Genomic DNA, 16,793 nt, shown 5'->3' with positions numbered 1-16,793 from the left:
TCAGCGCTGGCTGCGGTTGGCCAGCTCGGTCAGGTACAGGCGGGTATCGAACTCCAGCTGCAGGTAATCCGGCTCCATGTGCTGGCACAGCTGGTAGAAGGCCTTGTTGTGGTCGGCTTCCTTCAGGTGCGCCAGCTCATGCACCACGATCATGCGCAGGAACGCAGCCGGCGCCTGCCGGAACACGGTGGCGATGCGGATCTCGCGACTGGCCTTGAGGCGACCGCCATGCACGCGGGAAATGGCGGTATGCGTGCCCAGCGCGTGCTTGATCACTTCCAGGGTGTTGTCGTAGCAGACCTTGTTGAGCGGCACCGACTTGCGCAGGTAGCGGTCCTTCAGTTCCTGGGTGTAGTCGTACAACTGGCGGTCGCTGCGCACCTCGTGCGGATCGGGGTAGCGCTGCTGCAGCCAGGGGCCGAGCTTGCCCTGGGCCAGCAGTTCGCTGACCTGGGCCACCAGGGGCTCGGGATAACCGGTGAGGTACTTCAGGACAGCCATGCAGGGGCGGCGGGGCGTCGGTAGAATGGGGCTTCCAAGATTACACGCGGTACCGACCGACCATGGCAAAGCCCAACGCGCTGCAGGAACAATTGCTCAAGGCCGGCCTGGCCAAGAAGTCGCAGGCCAGTGCTGCCGCGCGTGAACAAGCCAAGGCGCGGCAGGGAAAGGCGGAATCGGCCTCGGCCGAGGTGCAGCGCGAAGCTGAACGCGCGCGCGCCGAGAAGGTCGAACGCGACCGCGCCCTGGCGGCCGAGCGCAATGCCCAGGCCCGCAAGGCTGAACAGAAGGCGCAGGCGAAGCAGATCATCATGGCCCACGCGGTGCCGCACAAGGGTGATGACGAGTATCGCTTCAGCGATGGTGCGGCGATCCGCACGCTGCTGATCGACCCCAAGCTGCGCAAGGCGCTGTCGGTGGGCGTGCTGGTCATCGTCGCCCACGGCGAGGGCTACGCCCTGCTGCCGCGTGCGGCCGCCGAGAAGGTGCGCGAGCGTGCCCCCGAGGCGATCATCGTCGACCACGGCCAGCCGGGCTCGACCGCCGAGATTTCCACCGGCAACGCCGAGGACGACGCCTATTACGCCCAGTTCCAGGTGCCGGACGACCTGGTCTGGTAAGGCGCGGCTGAACCGGCCGCCAGCACGCCGGGCAGGGCCCGGCGCTGCCGATTGCAGTTACGGGTAAGGTCCCCATATCAGGGGCATACCTGACAGTTGCGGAGGTGAGTGATGGCCACCGGTTGGGCGGGCGACGGCGCGGTCCAGGACCAGATTGACGCCACCGTTGACGATGCCATTGCCCGTGCGCGGCGCCAGCTGCGCCAGGGGCCGGGTCTGGAACACTGTGAAGAATGCGACGCGCCGATTCCGCTGGCGCGGCGCCAGGCCGTGCCCGGTGTTCGCCTGTGCGTGGCGTGCCAGCAGGCGCTGGACGACGAAGAACAGGCACACGCCGGTTACAACCGCCGCGGCAGCAAGGACAGCCAGTTGCGGTGAGGGTGTTTTTGCAGGGCTGCGCCCTGCACCTGCTCAATGCAACGTCAACGTCAACGTCAAAAGCGGCATTCCGTGGGATGGCGGGGCGGTGTCGGATTGCGGGGACGCCGCAAGTACGTCCTTGTAGGCTTGGCAGCCGCATCCATGCGGCTGACACCCCGCAATCCGACACCGCCCCACCTCTGACAGATTCCCGCGGCTGTTGGTAGGTGTCGACCTTGGTCGACACATCTGTCAGATACCGAATGAATTTATCCGTGTCGACCAAGGTCGACACCTACCAGAGCAGAACGCCGTTGCGGCCGATCGCAGGAAACTGTCGAAGGCGGGGTGGTGTGGGCTTGCAGGACCGCAGGCGCCATGGATGGCGCCTACGAGCCCCCATGGACGGGTTTACGGCGTGTCCTGCAAGCCCACACCACCCCGCCAACCCACGGAATGCAAGCTTTTGCCGTTGCCGTTGCCGTTGCCGTTGCATCGAGCAGGTGCAGGGCTGCAAGCCCTGCAGAGAAAACCCCCTCAGCCGTCGCCCTGGATGCCGCCGGGGGCCTGCGACGGGTCGCGCCAGCGGCGCACCGTGCGCTGGAAGAACAGGTTGTTCGGCAGCTGCAGCACCGTGCCCTGGTGGCCATCGCCGGTTTCCTGCAGCGTGGTGTAGATCAGGTTCACGTCGATCACCCGACCCTTCAGCCCCGGCTTCTCGCCGTTCTCCAGGACTTCGATGTAGTCGTGCAGGCGGAACGGGCGCGTGGTGAAGATCAGCAGCGTGCAGAAGATGTTGGACAGCACGCTCCAGGCCGCGAAGAAGGCCACTGCACCCACCGCCGCAAAACCGGTGAACGCGGTCCACAGCACCGAAGGCGATGCGCCCAGCAGGCTGAGGATGTACAGCAGGGCACTGAAATAGACCACGAAGCTGCTGATCCGCCGCGCGCCCATCGCCATTTCCTGCGGCAGGGTGTAATGCTCGGAAAAGCGCCGGATCAGCCGCCGCGCCAGCAATCGCAGCAACCAGGCGGCCAGCAGCGTGGCCAGGATCTGCAGGCCGACGCCGATGTCGTGCAGCCACGGGTGGGTCCAGGCCGGCAGGTGATCCTTCAGTGACAACATCATGGGGCGACAACGGGCAGCAGGAAACAACGCCCGATCTTACCCGGCGCGCGATGGCGTTTCGACTGCCGGGGGCCACTGCAGGCAGACCAGCGCCTGGCGGTGCCGCTGCAGGCACGCGCCGTGGGCCTCGCCGTGCCATTGCAGCGACAGGCCCAGGCCCTGCTGCGCCACGCAGATCACGATGGCCAGCAGCGCTGCACAGTGGGTGGCGGACATGGGGTCTCCGGGCCTGCGGCCACGCGGGGGATGCAGGCATGGATGCAGCGGCGGCCGAAAAGGTTGCATGCCGAAGCGGCCGTCGGCCGTGTAAACCTTTTGCTGGGCCGCTGCATCCAAGCGCTATGCTCGACACCACCATGCCGCCGCCACCTGCTGCCGCTGATGCGCCCGATGAGCCCGCGTTGATACGGGCGGCTGCGGCCGGCGACACCGTGGCCTATGCGTGCCTGTACCGCAGCCATGCGCCGCGCCTGTTCGCCGTGCTGTGGCGGCTGTGCGGCGGGCAGCAGGCACGGGCCGAAGACGCGTTGCAGGAAGCCTTCCTGCAGGCCTGGAAGGCATTGCCGGGTTTCCGCTTTGAAAGCAGCCTGGCCACCTGGCTGCACCGGCTGGGGGTGAATGCCGCGCTGATGGAACTGCGCGTGCGCGCTGGCGGGCAGGACCACCACAGCCTGAACGACATGGAAGGCGGCCTGCAGGAGCTGGCCGTGTATGACCGCTGCGCCGGCACCGAGCGTGATCTGGAGCGGGCATTGGCAACACTGCCACCGCGGGCCCGTGCGGTATTGGTGCTGCACGATATCGAAGGCTGGAAACACCACGAAATCGCCGAACAACTGCAGATGGCCGTCGGCAGTTCCAAGGCACAGTTGCATCGCGCGCGCGGCCTGCTGCGTGCGCGGCTGGGAGACATGACATGACCACCCCCGACCCCGATCACGACCTGCTGGCGCGGCTGCGCGACCTGCCGCAGCAGCGCACTCCGCCTGCCGATGGCTGGGCGCGGTTGTCGGCACGGCTGCCGCCACGCGAGCCGGTGCAGGCGACCAGCGCGCCGGCTGTGGTGGTGGCGCTGCCGCGTCGCCCGCTGCGTCGCGCCTGGCTGCCGCTGGGCGCGGCGCTGGCCGCAGGCCTGGCGCTGTACGCGGTGGCCCCGTGGCGGCATGACGCCGTGCAGGCGCCGGCACCCGGCGGGCTGCAGCTGCAGGCCAATGCCATGGCCGCGCAGTACCAGCAGGCGGTGGCGTCGCTGCCGGCAGCGCGTGCGCCGGAATGGCAGCCGGCGCTGCAGGAACTGGACCGCAGCGTGGTGCAGATCCGCGCCGCCATGGCGCAGGACCCGCGCGCTGCACATCTATTGGCACAACTGCGGCGCACCTACGCGCTGCGGCTGGAACTGACCCGGCAGGCGGCACAGGCCGCCGCTGGACTGACAACCTGAGGAGATTCCCGATGCGAGCCTTGCTTCCCTTGTCTGCTGCGCTGCTGCTGTTGCCAACGTTGGCGCTGGCCGACACCCGCGTGGACGAACGCCACGCCCTGGCCAGTGGTGGCCGTATTGAACTGAGCAACGTGGCCGGTAAGGTGACGGTGCGCGGCTGGGACCGCAACGATGTGCAGCTGACCGGCAGCCTCAGCGACGGCCTGCAGCTGCGCCAGGAAAAGAGCGCCAACCGCGTGCGCTGGGAAGTGGAATACCCGCGGCGCAGCAACAACGGCGGCGCCACCCTGGTGTTGAATGTTCCGCGCTCGTCCGAGCTGCTGCTCAGCACGGTCAGTGCCGACCAGGACATCAGTGGCATCGATGTGCGCAGGCTGCAGGCCGACACGGTGAGCGGCAACCTGAGTGCGGCCGGGCGCAGCGCCGACAGCAAGCTCAATTCGGTCAGCGGCAATGTGACTGCACGGCTGCAGACGCCGCGGCTGGACGTGAACACGGTCAGCGGGCAGATCCAGGCCGGTGGCGGCGTCGCCGGCGACATCGGTGCGCAGACCGTGTCGGGCAGGGTCGGGGTGGATGCCGGTCGCATCCAGCGCCTGGCCGTGGAAACGGTATCCGGCGGCATCGATCTGTCGGCGTCTACCTTGGCGCCGGGCGGCCGTATCAGCGTGGGGTCGGTGAGTGCGTCGGTCAGCCTGCGGCTGCCGCGTACGGTGTCGGCGCAGCTGTCAGTGAACAGCTTCAGCGGCGCGATCAACAGCGATGCGGGCAGCGTGGAACGCCCACGCTACGGCCCGGGCAGCCATCTGGACACCCGCTTGGGCAGTGGTGATGGGGATATCCGCGTGCAGTCGCACTCGGGCAGCGTGCAGGTCCGTCTGGACCGTTGAGCCGGCCCGGCAGGCCGCGGCGGCAGCGCCGCCGCGGTCAGGGTGGGTCAGCTGGCTTTCTTCAGCGCCCAGGTGGTGCCCAGTACTTCGATCTTGCCACCGCTCTTGCGGAACGCGGCCAGATCGGACGCAATCGAATCGCTGCTGACCGTGGTGCTGGCGGCCGCGCCCTTGCGTTCGCTGCGGATGCTGTTGGTAGCCTTCGCGGGGGTCTTTGCCTTGCGGGGCATGGTTGCTCCTGTCAGGTGGAAGGGGAGGAAAGCGCCCAGGCATCGGCCTGGCGCAGGTAGTCCTGCCGCTCGCGGCGGCAGTCATCGCCGCCCATCGCAAACTGGCGGCAGATCGCCGGGCGCTGCGAATAGATCGTGCAGCGCAGGTGATAGGGATCGATCGCCGCGCACCAGCCTTCATCATTGCGCGCCATCACGGCACGGCCGTGCCTGTCGCGCGAGGTATACTGGCGGGGCACGTCGTCGCCCGCCTGCAGCAGCACGGGCAACCGGCAACAGACCGCGTCACAACGGCGGCAGTCGATGGGTGCAGGTGCTTCTTCAGGTTGTGCGGCCACAGGGGCCAGGCGGGTGCCCAAAGCGGGTCTCGATGGCGGCTCGGGTAGTACGCGGACCATGAACGAGCCAGAAGGCATGGCCGCAAGGCCCGCTGCGCGGGCCGGGCCCTACCCGGGGACACACACCGGCGCAGCCGGCGGAAGGTAGAGCCCTATCAAGCCCACCGAGGGTAGCAAAGTTCGCGTAACGTTTTGTTAATCCCGGCTGGCTGCCGCCAGCGCCAGCCCCTGCACCACGCCCAGCGAGGGCTCGCCTTGCACCATGCGGGCACCGGGGAAGGCCTCGGCCGCGGCCTGGCGCAGGTAGCCGGCGCGGGACATGCCGCCGGTCAGGAACACCGCGTCCGGGTCGCCGCCGATATCACGGCGGACCTGCGCCAGCAGGGCCCGGATCTGTTCCAGGTAGCCGTGCGCGGCCGCGGTCAGGCCTTCGGCGCTGGTGTCGACATGCAGGTCGCGGGCAATGTAGTCCAGCGTGCTGCGGTGCTGCGGGCTGCTGCTCAGGGCGATCTTGGCGCGTTCCACGTCGCGGTACAGGCGGGCGGTGTTGCCGGTGTCCTGCAGTGCCTGCAGGCGGTCGCCCCAGGGGGCGTCCACGTGGTCGTACTTGTGCAGGCGGAATTCGCGCTGGCGGGTCATGTCCTGCACCGTGGCCGCTTCCACGTAGTGGTGGGCGGGCACGCGGGTGATGCCGCGGCCGAACAGCGGCATGTAGCTGGACAGGCTCAGTGCCAGGTCGATATCGGTACCGCCGCGGGCGATGCCCCAGGCGCGGTGGATGCGTGGTGCAGCGTCGCCGCCTACTTCGGCGTGGGCGATGTCGGTGGTGCCGCCGCCGATATCGACGATCACGGCCTGGTGCCGCTCGCGGCTTTCGGCGTGGTAATGCATGGCGGCGGCAGCGGGTTCTTCCAGGAAATCGATCTGGTCGAAGCCGGCCTGGCTGGCGGCCTCGCGCAGGATGTCCAGGGCCTGGGCATTGCCGGCATCGCCGATGGAGCTGCGGAACTGCACCGGGCGGCCGAGCAGGGCGGCGCGCAGCGGCTGGCCCAGCTGGGCGCTGGCGGTCAGGCGGATGTGTTCCAGGATGTGTGCGGCGATGCCGGTGATGGTCTGCTTGGCGCGTGGGTGCAAGTTGTAGCCCAGCATCGATTTCGGGCTCTGCACCAGGTTGCCTTCGTGTTCCTCGAAATAGGCTTCCAGCGCCTCGTCGCCGTAGACCGCGTTCTGCAGCAGGTCGCTGGCGCTGCGTTGCTGCCCGGCGCGGGCTTCCATCCATTCGCGGCGCAGGGCGCGCAGGGCTTCGCGGCGCAGGGCCTGCGGCGTGCGTTCCTGGCCGGCAGCACGTGCCGCGCGGGCGGCGCTGTCGATCATCTGCTGCAGCTGGTGTTCCTGCCCGGCATCGAGCTGGAAATCGTCCGGGTCGGGCACCACGCCGGGGAAGTAGACGCTGGTGCGGAACTGTTCGGCGTCGCCGAAGCGGATCGGCAGCAGCTGGCCATCGCGCACGATCGCGGCGGCGGAGTTGCTGGTACCAAAGTCGATGCCGAGGCGCATGGGAAATCCGGGGGACAGGCGGGGGCCGCGCACTCTGCTGCAGTTCGGCGCGTCCTGCAAGTTTCAGTCGGCTTCGGTTGGGTTTCAGCGCCTGCCTGATCCGTGCTCAGCCGAGGGGGCGGCCGGAGCAGGACACGCCGTCAACCCATCCATGGGGGCTCGTAGGCACCTTGCACGCGTGGGCTGTCCTGCGCACACGGCAAGACCGGGGTTGGGCGTCCTGCCCAACCCGCCCGAGGCATGCCTCGGGCCCCCGGCCGCCCCCTCGGCTCTGGACAGTTTCCCGGCGCGCGGCAGCAGACACCAAAGGCGCAGTGCAAGACTTTGATTTTTACGGCGGCCGCCGCGGGAAACTGTCAAGGCGGGACGGAGAGGGGCCGACGGGACCGTAGGCGCCAGGGATGGCGCCTACGAGCTACATGGACGTATTTACCGCGTGTCCCGTCGGCCCCTCTCCGTCCCGCCCCAGCGAGATCAATCAAAGCGCCGCGCGCGAGAAAAATCGGAGCACAGGCGTGCCGGTTACAATGGCGGCTGTTGATTCATTTTGAGGTACTTGCTGATGTCGTCCGCTCCCGCTTGCCCGCAGTGCACCCTGGAAAACACCTATGCCGATGGCGCGCTGTGGATCTGCGCCGACTGCGGCTTCGAGTGGACCGCCGAAGAGGCCAGCGGTGCGGGGCTGGTAGTGCGTGACAGCAACGGCAATACGCTGCAGAGCGGCGATACGGTCACCGTCATCAAGGACCTGAAGGTGAAGGGGTCTTCCATTCCGTTGAAGCAGGGCACGGTGATCCGCAACATCCGCCTGGTCGAGGACGATGCCGAACACATCGAAGGCAATTCGGACAAGATCAAGGGGCTGGTGCTGAAGACCTGCTTCCTGAAAAAGGCCTGACGCGCTTCAGCGCTGCGCCTGCTGCTGCGCGCGCCAGCGGGCCAGGCTGTCCAGCTTGGCCTGGTAACGCGCCTGCTCGGGCGCCCCGCCCAGTTGCTGGGCACGCAGCAGCTCGCGGTCGGCCCGCTGTACCTGCCCGCTGCGGAAATAGGCGCGGGCCAGCCCGAAATGGAACTGGTGCGCACTGTCGTACAGGCGCACCGCGCGGCGGTAGTAGTAGATGGCGCGGGGCAGGTCGTCGTTGCGCTCGGCCTGTGCGCCCAGCATGTACTGCACGAAAGGATCTTCGCGCTGTGCCGACCGCAGCTGCCGTTCCAGCCCGCTGGCCTGCGATGGCAGGCCCAGTTGCCGGTACAGCGCCGCCAGGTTGCTCAAGGCAGAGTCATGGCGTGGCTCCAGCTGCAGCGCGATTTCCAGCGCACGCCGCGCTGCGGCCAGGTCGCCGTCGCGGCTGCGCAGCACGCCGATGTTGTTCCATGCCGCAGCGAACGACGGGTCCTGGGCCAGGGCTGCATCGAAGAAGGCCTGTGCTCCTGCCCGGTCGTGCGCGGCCAGGCGCTCGGCGCCACGGTTGTTGTAGAAGTGCGCCAATGCCCGTTCGGTGGTGATCGGGTGCGGTCCACGCCGGTCGTACAGCACGTTGCGGTCCAGATCGACCGTGCCGTTGCGTCCGTCGACCAGCACGCTGGCATTGACATGACCGACGCTGTAGACAACGCCCTGGTCCTGGTCCTGATACCACGACACCACCCGGTCCACTTCCTGTACGCGCGCCTTGATGCCGGCCTCGCGCGCCAGGGTGACGAACATCAGGGTGAAGGACAGACAGTTGGCACGCCGCTGCTGCCAGATTTCCGAGACCGTGTAGGTCGCATTGGCGTCGTATTGCAGGTCCATGCCCTGCGAACTGAAGATCATTGCGACCAGCGACTGCAGGCGCTGTTCGCGTGAATTCCAGCGGCCGCTCACCTGGCTTCGCAGCATCTGCCGCAAGGCGGGCGGGATGGCCAGCACCTGCTGCGGCGTCGGCACGGTACCGGGTTCGACGGCCACCTGCACAGTGGCGGCAGGTGGGGGTGCCGTGGGCTGCTGCGCTGCGGCCGCGCTGACCCAGAACGCGGACAACAGCGCGCAGATAGCGGGAAACCGGCACATAGTGGACCCCTGCACGACGGCGGACGCTTTGGCCTGTCGGCAGTGTAGATCGGGGCCCCCGGCCGGGCGCACACCGTCCGTCGGCACGGGCGTTGATCCACAGAGGATGTGGACCAGCGCTTCACAAAGCTGTGGACAACCGTCGCCAGCGCTTGCCGGGCAAGCGTTGTGAGTGCGTGGTGAAAAACTGACCAGCTTGCTCTGGCTGGGCGTCGGCGGGATCATCGTTACATGGACTTCGCCCCCGTTCCGCTGGCGCCGGCGCAGTGGCAGGCGCTTGAAGCGGCCTATGCCACGCCACCGCGCGCCTACCACCACTTCGGCCACGTGCGCGCGGTGCTGCAGCACTGCCAGCAGGTGGCCGACGGCCCGGGCTGGCAGCAGCCGGCCGAGGTCTACCTGGCGGTGCTGTACCACGATGCGGTGTACCAGGCCGGGCGCAAGGACAACGAGGCCCGTTCGGCGCAGTTGGCCGTGCAGGCCATTGCCGATGTGCCCGCACTTGCGCAGCTGGATGCCGCGCGGGTGGAACAGCTGATCCTGCTGACCGCACGCCACGGTGCGCTGGGGCCCGATGAGGTGGACGCCGAGGCCGCGCTGTTCCTGGACTGCGACATGGCCATCCTGGGCGCCCCGGCCGAGGTGTTCGATGCCTACGACCGCGGCGTGGCCGAAGAGTACCGGGGTGTCGTGCCCGGCTTCCTGTACCGTGCCGGTCGCCGTCGCTTCCTGCAGGGTCTGTTGCGTGCGCCGCGCATCTTCCTGAGCGATTTCTTCCATGCGCGTCTGGACGCTGCGGCGCGGGCCAACCTGCGCCGGCACCTGGAACGCTGAGCGGGGCCGTTACACTGGCACGGTGTTTCCTGTTCTGTCTGATCTGCCTGTGACCGATCCCGTGCCCGATCCCGACCCGCGCCCGCTGCCGCCGGAAGAACCCGGCCCCAACGAGTGCTGCGGCAGCGGCTGCCCGTTGTGCGTGCTGGACCTGTATTCGGAAGAGCTGCAGCGTTACCGCAAGGCCCTGGCCGAATGGCAGGCGCGGCACCCGCAGGAGGCGCCGTGAGCCGGGCCCGTCCCGCAGCGCTGTTGGCGCTGGTTGCGCTGCTGCTGTTCGCGGCAACCGCACTGTGGACGCAGTTCGCGCGCGCCGACCTGGACTGGGTGCGGGCAACGTTGAGCCTGTACCTGCATGGCCCGTGGGGGCTGGCCCTGCGCACCGCCTACTGCCTGCTGGCGCTGGCCATCGCGCTGCTGGGCATTTCCCTGTACCGCGGCAGCCGCGGGCCGCGCCGCAGCGCCGCCGCCCCCTTGCTGTTCACCGTGGCGGCGCTGGGCCTGGCCACCGTGGCGATCGGTGACAGCTGGCTGCCGCAGCTGGCACCGCTGATCGCGCCGCTGGTGCATGGGCTGGCCGCCAACACCGCGTTCCTGTGCGCCAGCGTGGCCATGCTGCTGCAGGCCTGGTACCTGCGCCGCGAACCCGGCTGGCAACGCAGCGCGGCGCTGCTATGGGCGTGGGCGTGGCTGGCGTTCGTGTTGTTGTGGATGCACGTGCTGTGGCGCGATGGTCCACCGCGCGGGCTGGGGCAGAAGATCGTGATCGCGGTCATTGTCGGTTGGCTGCTGCACCTGGCCGTGATCCTGTACCGCCGCACGCGCATCGCCAGCGCCCGCTGAACCGCCCACGCCGGTACATGCCGTGCACGCGCCGGCAGCGTATCGTGTGCGCATTCCAACGGGGATGCGACATGACGCGTGCAGGGCTGGGCAGGGCGATGGGGCTGGTGTTGGCGCTGGCGGCGGGATCGGCGGCCGCCGATGTGCAGCAGGTCAGCCACGGCCGCTTTGAACAGGTGCCGGTGCATTCACCGGGCGGTGCGCCCAAGCGCGTGGTGATCTGGTTCCACCAGCCGTCTGCCGCGCCGGCCGCCACCACGCCGATCGAAGCCCTGCGCGCCGATGGTGCGCTGGTGGCGTCGGTCGATGTGGACCACCTGCGCGGTGTGCTCAAGCGCGAGGGCAACAGCAGCTGTGCCTTCGGCGCGGGTGACGTGGAGAACTTCTCGCGCTGGGTGCAGGCCTACCTGCATCTGCCCGGCTACCACCTGCCGTTGGTCGGTGGTGATGGTGAAGGCGCCGAGCTGGCCTACAGCCTGGCCGCACAGGCCGATACCCAGGTGTTCGCCGGCCTGCTGACCAGCGGTTTCTGCCCCGACCACAGCCATGAGCGCCTGGTGTGCGGCGACGGGGTGAAGCACGGCCGCCTGCAACCGGCCGAGTTGAATCTGCCGTGGTTGAACGCCGATGGCGGCGCCGGCTGCAAGGCCGGCCATGCCGATGCCTTCGTGCAGAAGGTGGCCATGGCCCGTGGCTTCAAGCGCACCGCCGCCGGCGATGCCACGCCGGGGCTGGTCGCGGCGGCACGGGTGATGGGTGCGCAGGCCGGGGTGAGCCTGGCGCCGCCGCCCGATGCGCTGAAGGGCCTGCCGGTGGTGGAAGTGCCCGCGCGCGGTGACGGTGACACCCTGGCGGTGTTCGTTTCCGGCGACGGCGGCTGGGCGGGCCTGGACAAGAACGTGGCCGAGTCGCTGGCCGAGCACGGCGTGTCGGTGGTCGGCCTGGATTCGCTGCGCTACTTCTGGACCGCGCGCACCCCGCAGGGGTTCGCCGCGGACCTGCAGAAGATCATCGAGCACTACCGCCAGCAGTGGCACCGCGACAAGGTGATGCTGATCGGTTTCTCGCAGGGCGCCGACGTGCTGCCGGCCAGCATCAACCAGCTGGACGCCGCAACCCGTGCGCGCGTGCAGCGCATTGCCCTGCTGTCGGTGGGGCGCAAGGCCGATTTCGAATTCCACGTGAGCAACTGGCTGGGCGGCGGTGGCGATGGCCTGCCGATCGCGCCCGAGGTTGCGCGGCTGCCGGCGGCGAAAACGCTGTGCGTGTTCGGCGAAAACGATGCCGATGCGTTGTGCCCGGACCTGCCGGCCAACGATGGCGTGCAGAAGGTGAAGCTGCCGGGCGACCACCATTTCGGCGGCGATTACGATCTCGTGGCCGAGGTGATCCTGAAGGGCGGCGCGTAAAACCTCAGGCGTTCGCCGGGCATGGCCCGGCGCAAAACCTGTACGATCACCCGCGCCGCGGGTCCAGCGAAATCAACCGGGTGGCATCGAGCAGCGCCGCCGGCAGGTGCATGCCACCCGGTGCAGCCAGATAACGCGGCCGCCACTGCGGGGCGAACTTCGACTTGAAACGGCGCAGGCCGCTGAACCCATAGAAGCGCTCGCCGTGCCGCGCCAGCAGCCCGGCCAGCCGGTTCCAGCGCCCTGCCAGGCGGTGCTGGGCCAGGCCGGACAGCGGCGCCATGCCCAGCGAGAAACGCGCATAGCCCTGTGCACGGCCCCACAGGAACAGCTCGATGAACAGGAAATCCATCGTGCCCTTCGGCGCTTCGTTCACATGGCGCATCAGGTCGACCGACAGCTCAGCGCCAGCAGGGGCCTGCCACAGGTTGGCGAAGGCCACGATCTGGCCTTCGGCCTCGACCAGAGCGATCGGGAAGCGCGCCAGATAGGCCGGGTCGAAACTGCCCAGCGAGAAGCCCTTCTCATCGCCGGCCTTGTCCTCCAGCCACGCGTTGGAAATGGCCTGCAGGCGGGGCAGCAGGGCCGGAATCTTCTCCACCGGCGCTACCCGGAAACTTAGGCCACCGCGCTTGCCGCGGTTCCAGGCCTGGCGCAGGTCAGCACGTTCCCGCCCTTCCAGGCCGAAATCATGCAGCGGCACCATCGCTTCTTCGCCCAGCTTCACCAGGCCCAGGCCCAGGTCCAGATAGGTCTGCCAATAGGCTTCACCCACTTGGTAGAACACCGGGCGCAGGCCCAGCCGGTCGGCTTCTTCGCGGAAGCGCCAGATCAGCGCGCGGGCCACCTCCGGCGGGCCGACCGGGTCGCCCATGGCGATCAACGAACCGCCGTAGCGCTGCATCATCACGAAGCCCTGCTGCGCCTCGTCGCGCAGCACCGCCTTGTCGGCGGTCAGCACCAGGCAGGCCTGGGTGTCGGTGGCGCCGGCCAGCACCGGTGCCAGTGCCTGCAGGGTGGCATCGTCGGCCGCCGGCAGCGGCGTGCGGGTGCTGTGCAGCAGCCGCGCCAGGCCGAAGATCACCAGCGCGATGGCCACCACCAGCAGCGCACGCAGGGCGCGCGGGGCATTGCCGGACAACGCGAACTGCCACCACAGCTCGTTCTGGTATTCCACGTGGCTGTAGGTGAAGAACAGCAGCCAGGTGACCGCCACCAGCACCAGGCCCAGGTTGCGCAGCCACGGCCACGACCAGGCCTCGTCCAGCAGCGCGCCCTGGCGGTAGAACTCGCGGCGCGCCGCCCACAGGGCCATCGCCACCAGCAGGGCGGAAAATGCGATCAGCGGCTGGCCACCGCGCAGCCAGATCGGCAGCGGGGTGATCACGCAGATCGCCATGGCCAGCATCCAGGCCGCATGGCTGCGCCGAGCCAGGCCTTGGCCGATCAGCAGCAGGGCCACGCCGGTCAGGCTGCCGATCAGGTGCGAGGTTTCCAGGATCGGCAGCGAGGCGTTCAGCAGGTGCCGGCGCGGCGTGGGCAGGGTGCCGTCGATCACCAGCGCCGCGCCCACGCTGAAGGCGGCCAGCGCGATGATCTGCGGCAGCCACGGGCGCAGCGCATGCCAGCCGGCGCGGGTGGCGCCGGCACCGGCCTTGAACGGCTGGCGCAAGGCCGGTGCGAGGGCCAGCAGGGTGGCCAGCAGCAGCGGCAGCACGTAATAGGTCACGCGGTAGATCAGCGCGGCGGCCAGCACGGCGGCCGGGGCCACCTGCGGCAGCAGCTTCAGCAGGCTCCATTCGAACACGCCCAAGCCGGCCGGCACCGTGGACACCAGCCCGGCCAGTACCGCCACCAGATACAGGCCGACGAAGCCGGGAAGGCCGGTGGGGGTGGAATCGGGCAGTAGCACGTAGAAGGCGGCACTGGCCAGCACCAGTTCCACCACGCTCAGTGCGGTCACCCCCAGCATGGTGCGCCGGTCGGGCAGCCACAGGCCATGGCCGAAGATCTGGAAGGTACGGCCGTGGCGGCCGACCAGCAGCACGGTCAGCGCGTAGGCCGCCAAGGCGACGATGCCGACCACGCGCACGGCGGTCGGGTCCAGCGGCAGGGCCAGCGCTGCCGCGGCCGGTTCCATGCACAGGGCCAGGCCCATCAGCAGCCACGCACCGAACACGAAGCCCAGCGTGCTCATCAGCACCACTTGGCCGATCTGCGCCAGGTCCAGGCCGGCGCTACGGTAGCCGCGCAGGCGCACCGCGCCGCCGGTCAGTGCGGCAAAGCCGACGGTCTGGCCCAGGGTGTGGGCCAGGAAGGCGGTGATGCCGATGCGTGCCGGATGCACGCGGATGCCGCTGCGGCGCAGGCCGATGGCATCGAAGCCGATCAGGCAGGCATAGCTGGCCAGACCCAGCAGCACCGTCAGCGCGATCTGGCCAAGGCTGAGGTTCTGGAAGGCGTGGCGGATGGCGCGGTAGCCGTTCTCGTCGAACTCGTTGGCCAACCCATGCAGGGCCAGGGCCAGGATCAGCAGCGGGATGACGATGGTGGCGACGCGCTTCCAGGTGGAAGCGGCGGAGGGCGTGGAATCGGTGGGGGCGGTCATCGGCGCAAGGGTGCGTCAGTGGGGGCGAGGGCGGTGTCAACGCAGCGTGGCGCATCGTGCGCCTGTCGCCGCCGTTTGACCAGCGCCGGACTGTGCGCAGGCTGGCCGGATGCAGTGGCCGCGCCGGGCACACACTTCGCACGCCGGGTGGGTGAGAATGCAGGTCTGTCCACCCGCAGGAGCCACGCCCATGATGGAGCGTTACGACGTCGGACCGCGTATGTCCGAAATGACCGTGCACAACAAGGTCGCCTACCTTTCCGGCCAGATTCCGGAAGACACCAGCCAGGACATCACCGGGCAGACCCGGCAGGTGCTGGCCGAGATCGACAAGCTGCTGGCGCTGGTGGCCAGCGACCGCCAGCACGTGCTGCGTGCGGAAGTATTCCTGGCCGACATCGCCGATTTCGACGGCATGAACAAGGCGTGGGACGAGTGGGTGGTTGAAGGCGCAACCCCGGCCCGCGCCACCTTCGAGGCCAAGCTGGCGCACGCCGAGTGGAAGGTCGAGATCGTGATCACGGCGGCCGTGCCGTAACGCTGTTCAGGGTCAGAGCCCTTTTCTGCGAAAAGGGATCTGACCCCGTCTGTGCCGTAATCCTGCTGGGGTCAGATCCCTTTCCGCAGGAAAGGGCTCTGACCCCTTCAACTAGCGTGGCTGCAGCTGCGCACTGGCCTGCGCGCACAGGCCGATACAGGCCAGCATCAGGCCTTCCATCACACGGTCGCCGACGTGTTCCTGCACGTCGCCGTTCTGGCGGGTGCGTTCGGCGGCCAGCATGATTTCCTGCACCACGCGCAGCCCGGCCAGGGCGCAGTCGGCGTCGGCCAGGGCGCGTTGCCGGCCCGGTTGTTGGGCGTGCTCGGGCCAGGGTTGGCCATCGGCGGCGCTGCCGTGGCCGATGGCGCGCAGGGTCGCCGCCAGGGTGTTGGGGTTGCAGGTGTCTGCCGCATCGGCAGGGGCGGGCGCGGTGCGCGCGTGCAGGTGGGAAATGTCCGGTGTCTTCATGGCAGTGCTCCGTGCAAGGCATTCGGTAGCCGCCACGTAAGGGTGGCGGACGGAGACGTGGCTCGAAAACCGGTGTCGAACAATCCGGTGGGCACGAAGACCCCCACGCTCCGCCCGCCATGGTTGGCAGACGGATTGCCAGCCGGCGCCACGCAAGGTGACGCCGACTGGCAAGCGCAAACAACGTTCGACAAACGGGTTTTCGAGACCCGGCCACTCGTTTTCAGTGGCACGCCATCTATAGCCGTGCTGCTGCCGAATGCCCATCAGAATCGTTGCATTCCACTTCGCAGCAGGACGCTTGCGACAGTGTTGCATCGGGGTGATGGCTGCCATGCCGCTGCGCCGCAAGCGCCTCGACCGAGCGGGCAATCTGCGACAGCTGTCGTGCTTGCGCGGGCGTGGGGCGCGGCGGTGTGGGTTGATTGCGACTAGCTTCGCGGAATGGGGTCAGAGCCCTTTTCTGCGAAAAGGGATCTGACCCCTTCTGCGCTGCGGGGTCGGATCCCTTTTCGCAGAAAAGGGCTCTGACCCCTTACAAAAGCTGCAGATCGATGCAGTCCACCGGGCACGGCGGGATGCACAGCTCGCAGCCGGTGCACAGGTCGGCAATGACGGTGTGCATGTACTTGGCGCCGCCGACGATGGCATCCACCGGGCAGGCCTGGATGCATTTGGTGCAGCCGATGCAGTCTGCTTCCACGATCACCGCCACCTGCGGTGGCTTGTGCGCGCCGCGCGTGCGGTCGAACGGCAGCGCCGGTACGCCCAGCACCTGTGCCAGTGCGCGCGCCCCAGCATCGCCGCCGGGCGGGCAGCGGTCCACGCCGGCGTCGCCACGGGCCATGGCCTGCGCGTACGGGCGGCAGCCATCAAAGCCGCATTGGCCACATTGGGTCTGCGGCAGCAGGCGGTCCAGGCGTTCGGTCAGGGGCGGGATCAGGCTCATGCGTGGCGAAGGCTGCGCGT

General features: G+C 68.6%; 21 protein-coding genes. 11 read left to right on the top strand and 10 right to left on the bottom strand.

Annotation, left to right across the window (positions count from 1 at the left end):
* Window positions 1–501, bottom strand: a complete 501-nt coding sequence (locus tag C1932_RS14175) for a M48 family metallopeptidase (protein WP_108753782.1) — start codon at window positions 499–501, stop codon at window positions 1–3.
* A gap of 62 nt (window positions 502–563) precedes the next feature.
* On the opposite strand from C1932_RS14175, the gene C1932_RS14170 reads away from it, so the two are divergent.
* Window positions 564–1,121 (top strand): DUF2058 domain-containing protein, encoded by a 558-nt coding sequence (locus tag C1932_RS14170; RefSeq protein ID WP_108762597.1) that lies wholly within the window; start codon window positions 564–566, stop codon window positions 1,119–1,121.
* A 111-nt stretch (window positions 1,122–1,232) separates the two neighbouring features.
* The gene (locus C1932_RS14165) at window positions 1,233–1,499 is read left to right on the top strand and encodes a DksA/TraR family C4-type zinc finger protein (protein WP_108750680.1); all 267 of its coding nucleotides are present in this window, start codon (window positions 1,233–1,235) and stop codon (window positions 1,497–1,499) included.
* Between the two features lie 519 nt (window positions 1,500–2,018).
* Here C1932_RS14165 and C1932_RS14155 read toward each other — a convergent pair.
* Entirely contained in the window at window positions 2,019–2,612 is a 594-nt protein-coding gene (locus C1932_RS14155) for a mechanosensitive ion channel family protein (protein WP_108753780.1), read from the bottom strand.
* Window positions 2,613–2,648: 36 nt separating this feature from the next.
* Window positions 2,649–2,828 carry a hypothetical protein gene (locus tag C1932_RS14150; RefSeq protein ID WP_108762595.1) on the bottom strand — a complete coding sequence of 60 codons (180 nt, stop codon included), beginning with the start codon at window positions 2,826–2,828 and terminating at the stop codon, window positions 2,649–2,651.
* A gap of 125 nt (window positions 2,829–2,953) precedes the next feature.
* On the opposite strand from C1932_RS14150, the gene C1932_RS14145 reads away from it, so the two are divergent.
* From C1932_RS14145 to C1932_RS14135, 3 genes are read left to right on the top strand one after another with little or no spacing between them, the layout of a single operon-like run.
* Window positions 2,954–3,532, top strand: a complete 579-nt coding sequence (locus C1932_RS14145) for a sigma-70 family RNA polymerase sigma factor (protein ID WP_108762594.1) — start codon at window positions 2,954–2,956, stop codon at window positions 3,530–3,532.
* Window positions 3,529–4,053: a hypothetical protein gene (locus tag C1932_RS14140; RefSeq protein ID WP_108762593.1), complete on the top strand. Its 525-nt coding sequence runs from the start codon at window positions 3,529–3,531 to the stop codon at window positions 4,051–4,053. Before C1932_RS14145 ends, C1932_RS14140 begins: the two co-directional genes overlap by 4 nt.
* Window positions 4,054–4,064: 11 nt before the next feature.
* Window positions 4,065–4,943 (top strand): DUF4097 family beta strand repeat-containing protein, encoded by an 879-nt coding sequence (locus tag C1932_RS14135; protein ID WP_108762592.1) that lies wholly within the window; start codon window positions 4,065–4,067, stop codon window positions 4,941–4,943.
* Between the two features lie 47 nt (window positions 4,944–4,990).
* Here the strand turns inward: C1932_RS14135 and C1932_RS14130 are convergent, their stop codons facing one another.
* From C1932_RS14130 to C1932_RS14120, 3 genes are all read right to left on the bottom strand, one after another.
* The gene (locus C1932_RS14130) at window positions 4,991–5,173 is read right to left on the bottom strand and encodes a hypothetical protein (RefSeq protein WP_079222716.1); all 183 of its coding nucleotides are present in this window, start codon (window positions 5,171–5,173) and stop codon (window positions 4,991–4,993) included.
* A gap of 11 nt (window positions 5,174–5,184) precedes the next feature.
* The gene (locus tag C1932_RS14125) at window positions 5,185–5,478 is read right to left on the bottom strand and encodes a YkgJ family cysteine cluster protein (RefSeq protein ID WP_108763456.1); all 294 of its coding nucleotides are present in this window, start codon (window positions 5,476–5,478) and stop codon (window positions 5,185–5,187) included.
* A 228-nt stretch (window positions 5,479–5,706) separates the two neighbouring features.
* Window positions 5,707–7,068: an Hsp70 family protein gene (locus C1932_RS14120; protein WP_108762591.1), complete on the bottom strand. Its 1,362-nt coding sequence runs from the start codon at window positions 7,066–7,068 to the stop codon at window positions 5,707–5,709.
* A gap of 562 nt (window positions 7,069–7,630) precedes the next feature.
* Between C1932_RS14120 and C1932_RS14115 the strand changes: the two genes are divergently transcribed.
* Window positions 7,631–7,966 carry a zinc ribbon domain-containing protein YjdM gene (locus tag C1932_RS14115; RefSeq protein ID WP_108751627.1) on the top strand — a complete coding sequence of 112 codons (336 nt, stop codon included), beginning with the start codon at window positions 7,631–7,633 and terminating at the stop codon, window positions 7,964–7,966.
* A gap of 6 nt (window positions 7,967–7,972) precedes the next feature.
* Here C1932_RS14115 and C1932_RS14110 read toward each other — a convergent pair whose 3' ends face one another.
* Window positions 7,973–9,121 carry a tetratricopeptide repeat protein gene (locus C1932_RS14110; RefSeq protein WP_108762590.1) on the bottom strand — a complete coding sequence of 383 codons (1,149 nt, stop codon included), beginning with the start codon at window positions 9,119–9,121 and terminating at the stop codon, window positions 7,973–7,975.
* A 231-nt stretch (window positions 9,122–9,352) separates the two neighbouring features.
* Here C1932_RS14110 and C1932_RS14105 point away from each other — a divergent pair, with 231 nt between their 5' ends.
* From C1932_RS14105 to C1932_RS14090, 4 genes are all read left to right on the top strand, one after another.
* Window positions 9,353–9,955, top strand: a complete 603-nt coding sequence (locus tag C1932_RS14105) for a hypothetical protein (protein ID WP_108762589.1) — start codon at window positions 9,353–9,355, stop codon at window positions 9,953–9,955.
* A gap of 49 nt (window positions 9,956–10,004) precedes the next feature.
* Complete coding sequence (locus tag C1932_RS14100) at window positions 10,005–10,184, top strand: oxidoreductase-like domain-containing protein (RefSeq protein WP_108756846.1); 180 nt, start codon at window positions 10,005–10,007, stop codon at window positions 10,182–10,184.
* Complete coding sequence (locus tag C1932_RS14095; protein WP_108762588.1) at window positions 10,181–10,798, top strand: DUF998 domain-containing protein; 618 nt, start codon at window positions 10,181–10,183, stop codon at window positions 10,796–10,798. The genes C1932_RS14100 and C1932_RS14095 overlap by 4 nt, the downstream gene beginning before the upstream one ends.
* Window positions 10,799–10,869: 71 nt before the next feature.
* The gene (locus tag C1932_RS14090) at window positions 10,870–12,207 is read left to right on the top strand and encodes an AcvB/VirJ family lysyl-phosphatidylglycerol hydrolase (RefSeq protein ID WP_234412151.1); all 1,338 of its coding nucleotides are present in this window, start codon (window positions 10,870–10,872) and stop codon (window positions 12,205–12,207) included.
* Between the two features lie 46 nt (window positions 12,208–12,253).
* Here C1932_RS14090 and mprF read toward each other — a convergent pair whose 3' ends face one another.
* Window positions 12,254–14,815 (bottom strand): bifunctional lysylphosphatidylglycerol flippase/synthetase MprF, encoded by a 2,562-nt coding sequence (gene mprF, locus C1932_RS14085; RefSeq protein ID WP_108762586.1) that lies wholly within the window; start codon window positions 14,813–14,815, stop codon window positions 12,254–12,256.
* A 190-nt stretch (window positions 14,816–15,005) separates the two neighbouring features.
* Between mprF and C1932_RS14080 the strand changes: the two genes are divergently transcribed.
* On the top strand, window positions 15,006–15,353 hold the full coding sequence (locus C1932_RS14080; RefSeq protein WP_108750666.1) for a RidA family protein: 348 nt from the start codon (window positions 15,006–15,008) through the stop codon (window positions 15,351–15,353).
* A gap of 111 nt (window positions 15,354–15,464) precedes the next feature.
* Here C1932_RS14080 and C1932_RS14075 read toward each other — a convergent pair whose 3' ends face one another.
* Window positions 15,465–15,824: a hypothetical protein gene (locus C1932_RS14075; protein WP_108762585.1), complete on the bottom strand. Its 360-nt coding sequence runs from the start codon at window positions 15,822–15,824 to the stop codon at window positions 15,465–15,467.
* 535 nt (window positions 15,825–16,359) lie between these two features.
* Window positions 16,360–16,773, bottom strand: coding sequence for an Rnf electron transport complex subunit RnfB (rnfB, locus tag C1932_RS14070; protein ID WP_108762584.1), 414 nt, complete (start codon window positions 16,771–16,773; stop codon window positions 16,360–16,362).
* Between the last annotated feature and the right edge of the window lie 20 nt (window positions 16,774–16,793).

Origin of the sequence: Stenotrophomonas sp. YAU14D1_LEIMI4_1 (assembly GCF_003086815.1) — a bacterium.
Taxonomy (GTDB): Bacteria; Pseudomonadota; Gammaproteobacteria; order Xanthomonadales; family Xanthomonadaceae; genus Stenotrophomonas.
The sequence above is the reverse complement of the archived record's forward strand: the minus strand, read 5'-3'. Positions and strand labels throughout refer to the sequence as shown.

Excerpts from the sequence above, each read along its gene's own strand:
- C1932_RS14140 (WP_108762593.1), top strand. The coding sequence starts at position 3,529 with ATGACCACCCCCGACCCCGATCACGACCTGCTGGCGCGGCTGCGCGAC.
- C1932_RS14135 (WP_108762592.1), top strand. The coding sequence starts at position 4,065 with ATGCGAGCCTTGCTTCCCTTGTCTGCTGCGCTGCTGCTGTTGCCAACG.
- C1932_RS14150 (WP_108762595.1), bottom strand. The coding sequence starts at position 2,828 with ATGTCCGCCACCCACTGTGCAGCGCTGCTGGCCATCGTGATCTGCGTG.
- C1932_RS14145 (WP_108762594.1), top strand. The coding sequence starts at position 2,954 with ATGCTCGACACCACCATGCCGCCGCCACCTGCTGCCGCTGATGCGCCC.
- C1932_RS14155 (WP_108753780.1), bottom strand. The coding sequence starts at position 2,612 with ATGATGTTGTCACTGAAGGATCACCTGCCGGCCTGGACCCACCCGTGG.
- C1932_RS14130 (WP_079222716.1), bottom strand. The coding sequence starts at position 5,173 with ATGCCCCGCAAGGCAAAGACCCCCGCGAAGGCTACCAACAGCATCCGC.
- rnfB (WP_108762584.1), bottom strand. The coding sequence starts at position 16,773 with ATGAGCCTGATCCCGCCCCTGACCGAACGCCTGGACCGCCTGCTGCCG.
- C1932_RS14075 (WP_108762585.1), bottom strand. The coding sequence starts at position 15,824 with ATGAAGACACCGGACATTTCCCACCTGCACGCGCGCACCGCGCCCGCC.
- C1932_RS14110 (WP_108762590.1), bottom strand. The coding sequence starts at position 9,121 with ATGTGCCGGTTTCCCGCTATCTGCGCGCTGTTGTCCGCGTTCTGGGTC.
- C1932_RS14120 (WP_108762591.1), bottom strand. The coding sequence starts at position 7,068 with ATGCGCCTCGGCATCGACTTTGGTACCAGCAACTCCGCCGCCGCGATC.
- C1932_RS14115 (WP_108751627.1), top strand. The coding sequence starts at position 7,631 with ATGTCGTCCGCTCCCGCTTGCCCGCAGTGCACCCTGGAAAACACCTAT.
- C1932_RS14165 (WP_108750680.1), top strand. The coding sequence starts at position 1,233 with ATGGCCACCGGTTGGGCGGGCGACGGCGCGGTCCAGGACCAGATTGAC.
- C1932_RS14105 (WP_108762589.1), top strand. The coding sequence starts at position 9,353 with ATGGACTTCGCCCCCGTTCCGCTGGCGCCGGCGCAGTGGCAGGCGCTT.
- C1932_RS14090 (WP_234412151.1), top strand. The coding sequence starts at position 10,870 with ATGACGCGTGCAGGGCTGGGCAGGGCGATGGGGCTGGTGTTGGCGCTG.
- C1932_RS14080 (WP_108750666.1), top strand. The coding sequence starts at position 15,006 with ATGATGGAGCGTTACGACGTCGGACCGCGTATGTCCGAAATGACCGTG.
- C1932_RS14170 (WP_108762597.1), top strand. The coding sequence starts at position 564 with ATGGCAAAGCCCAACGCGCTGCAGGAACAATTGCTCAAGGCCGGCCTG.
- C1932_RS14175 (WP_108753782.1), bottom strand. The coding sequence starts at position 501 with ATGGCTGTCCTGAAGTACCTCACCGGTTATCCCGAGCCCCTGGTGGCC.
- mprF (WP_108762586.1), bottom strand. The coding sequence starts at position 14,815 with ATGACCGCCCCCACCGATTCCACGCCCTCCGCCGCTTCCACCTGGAAG.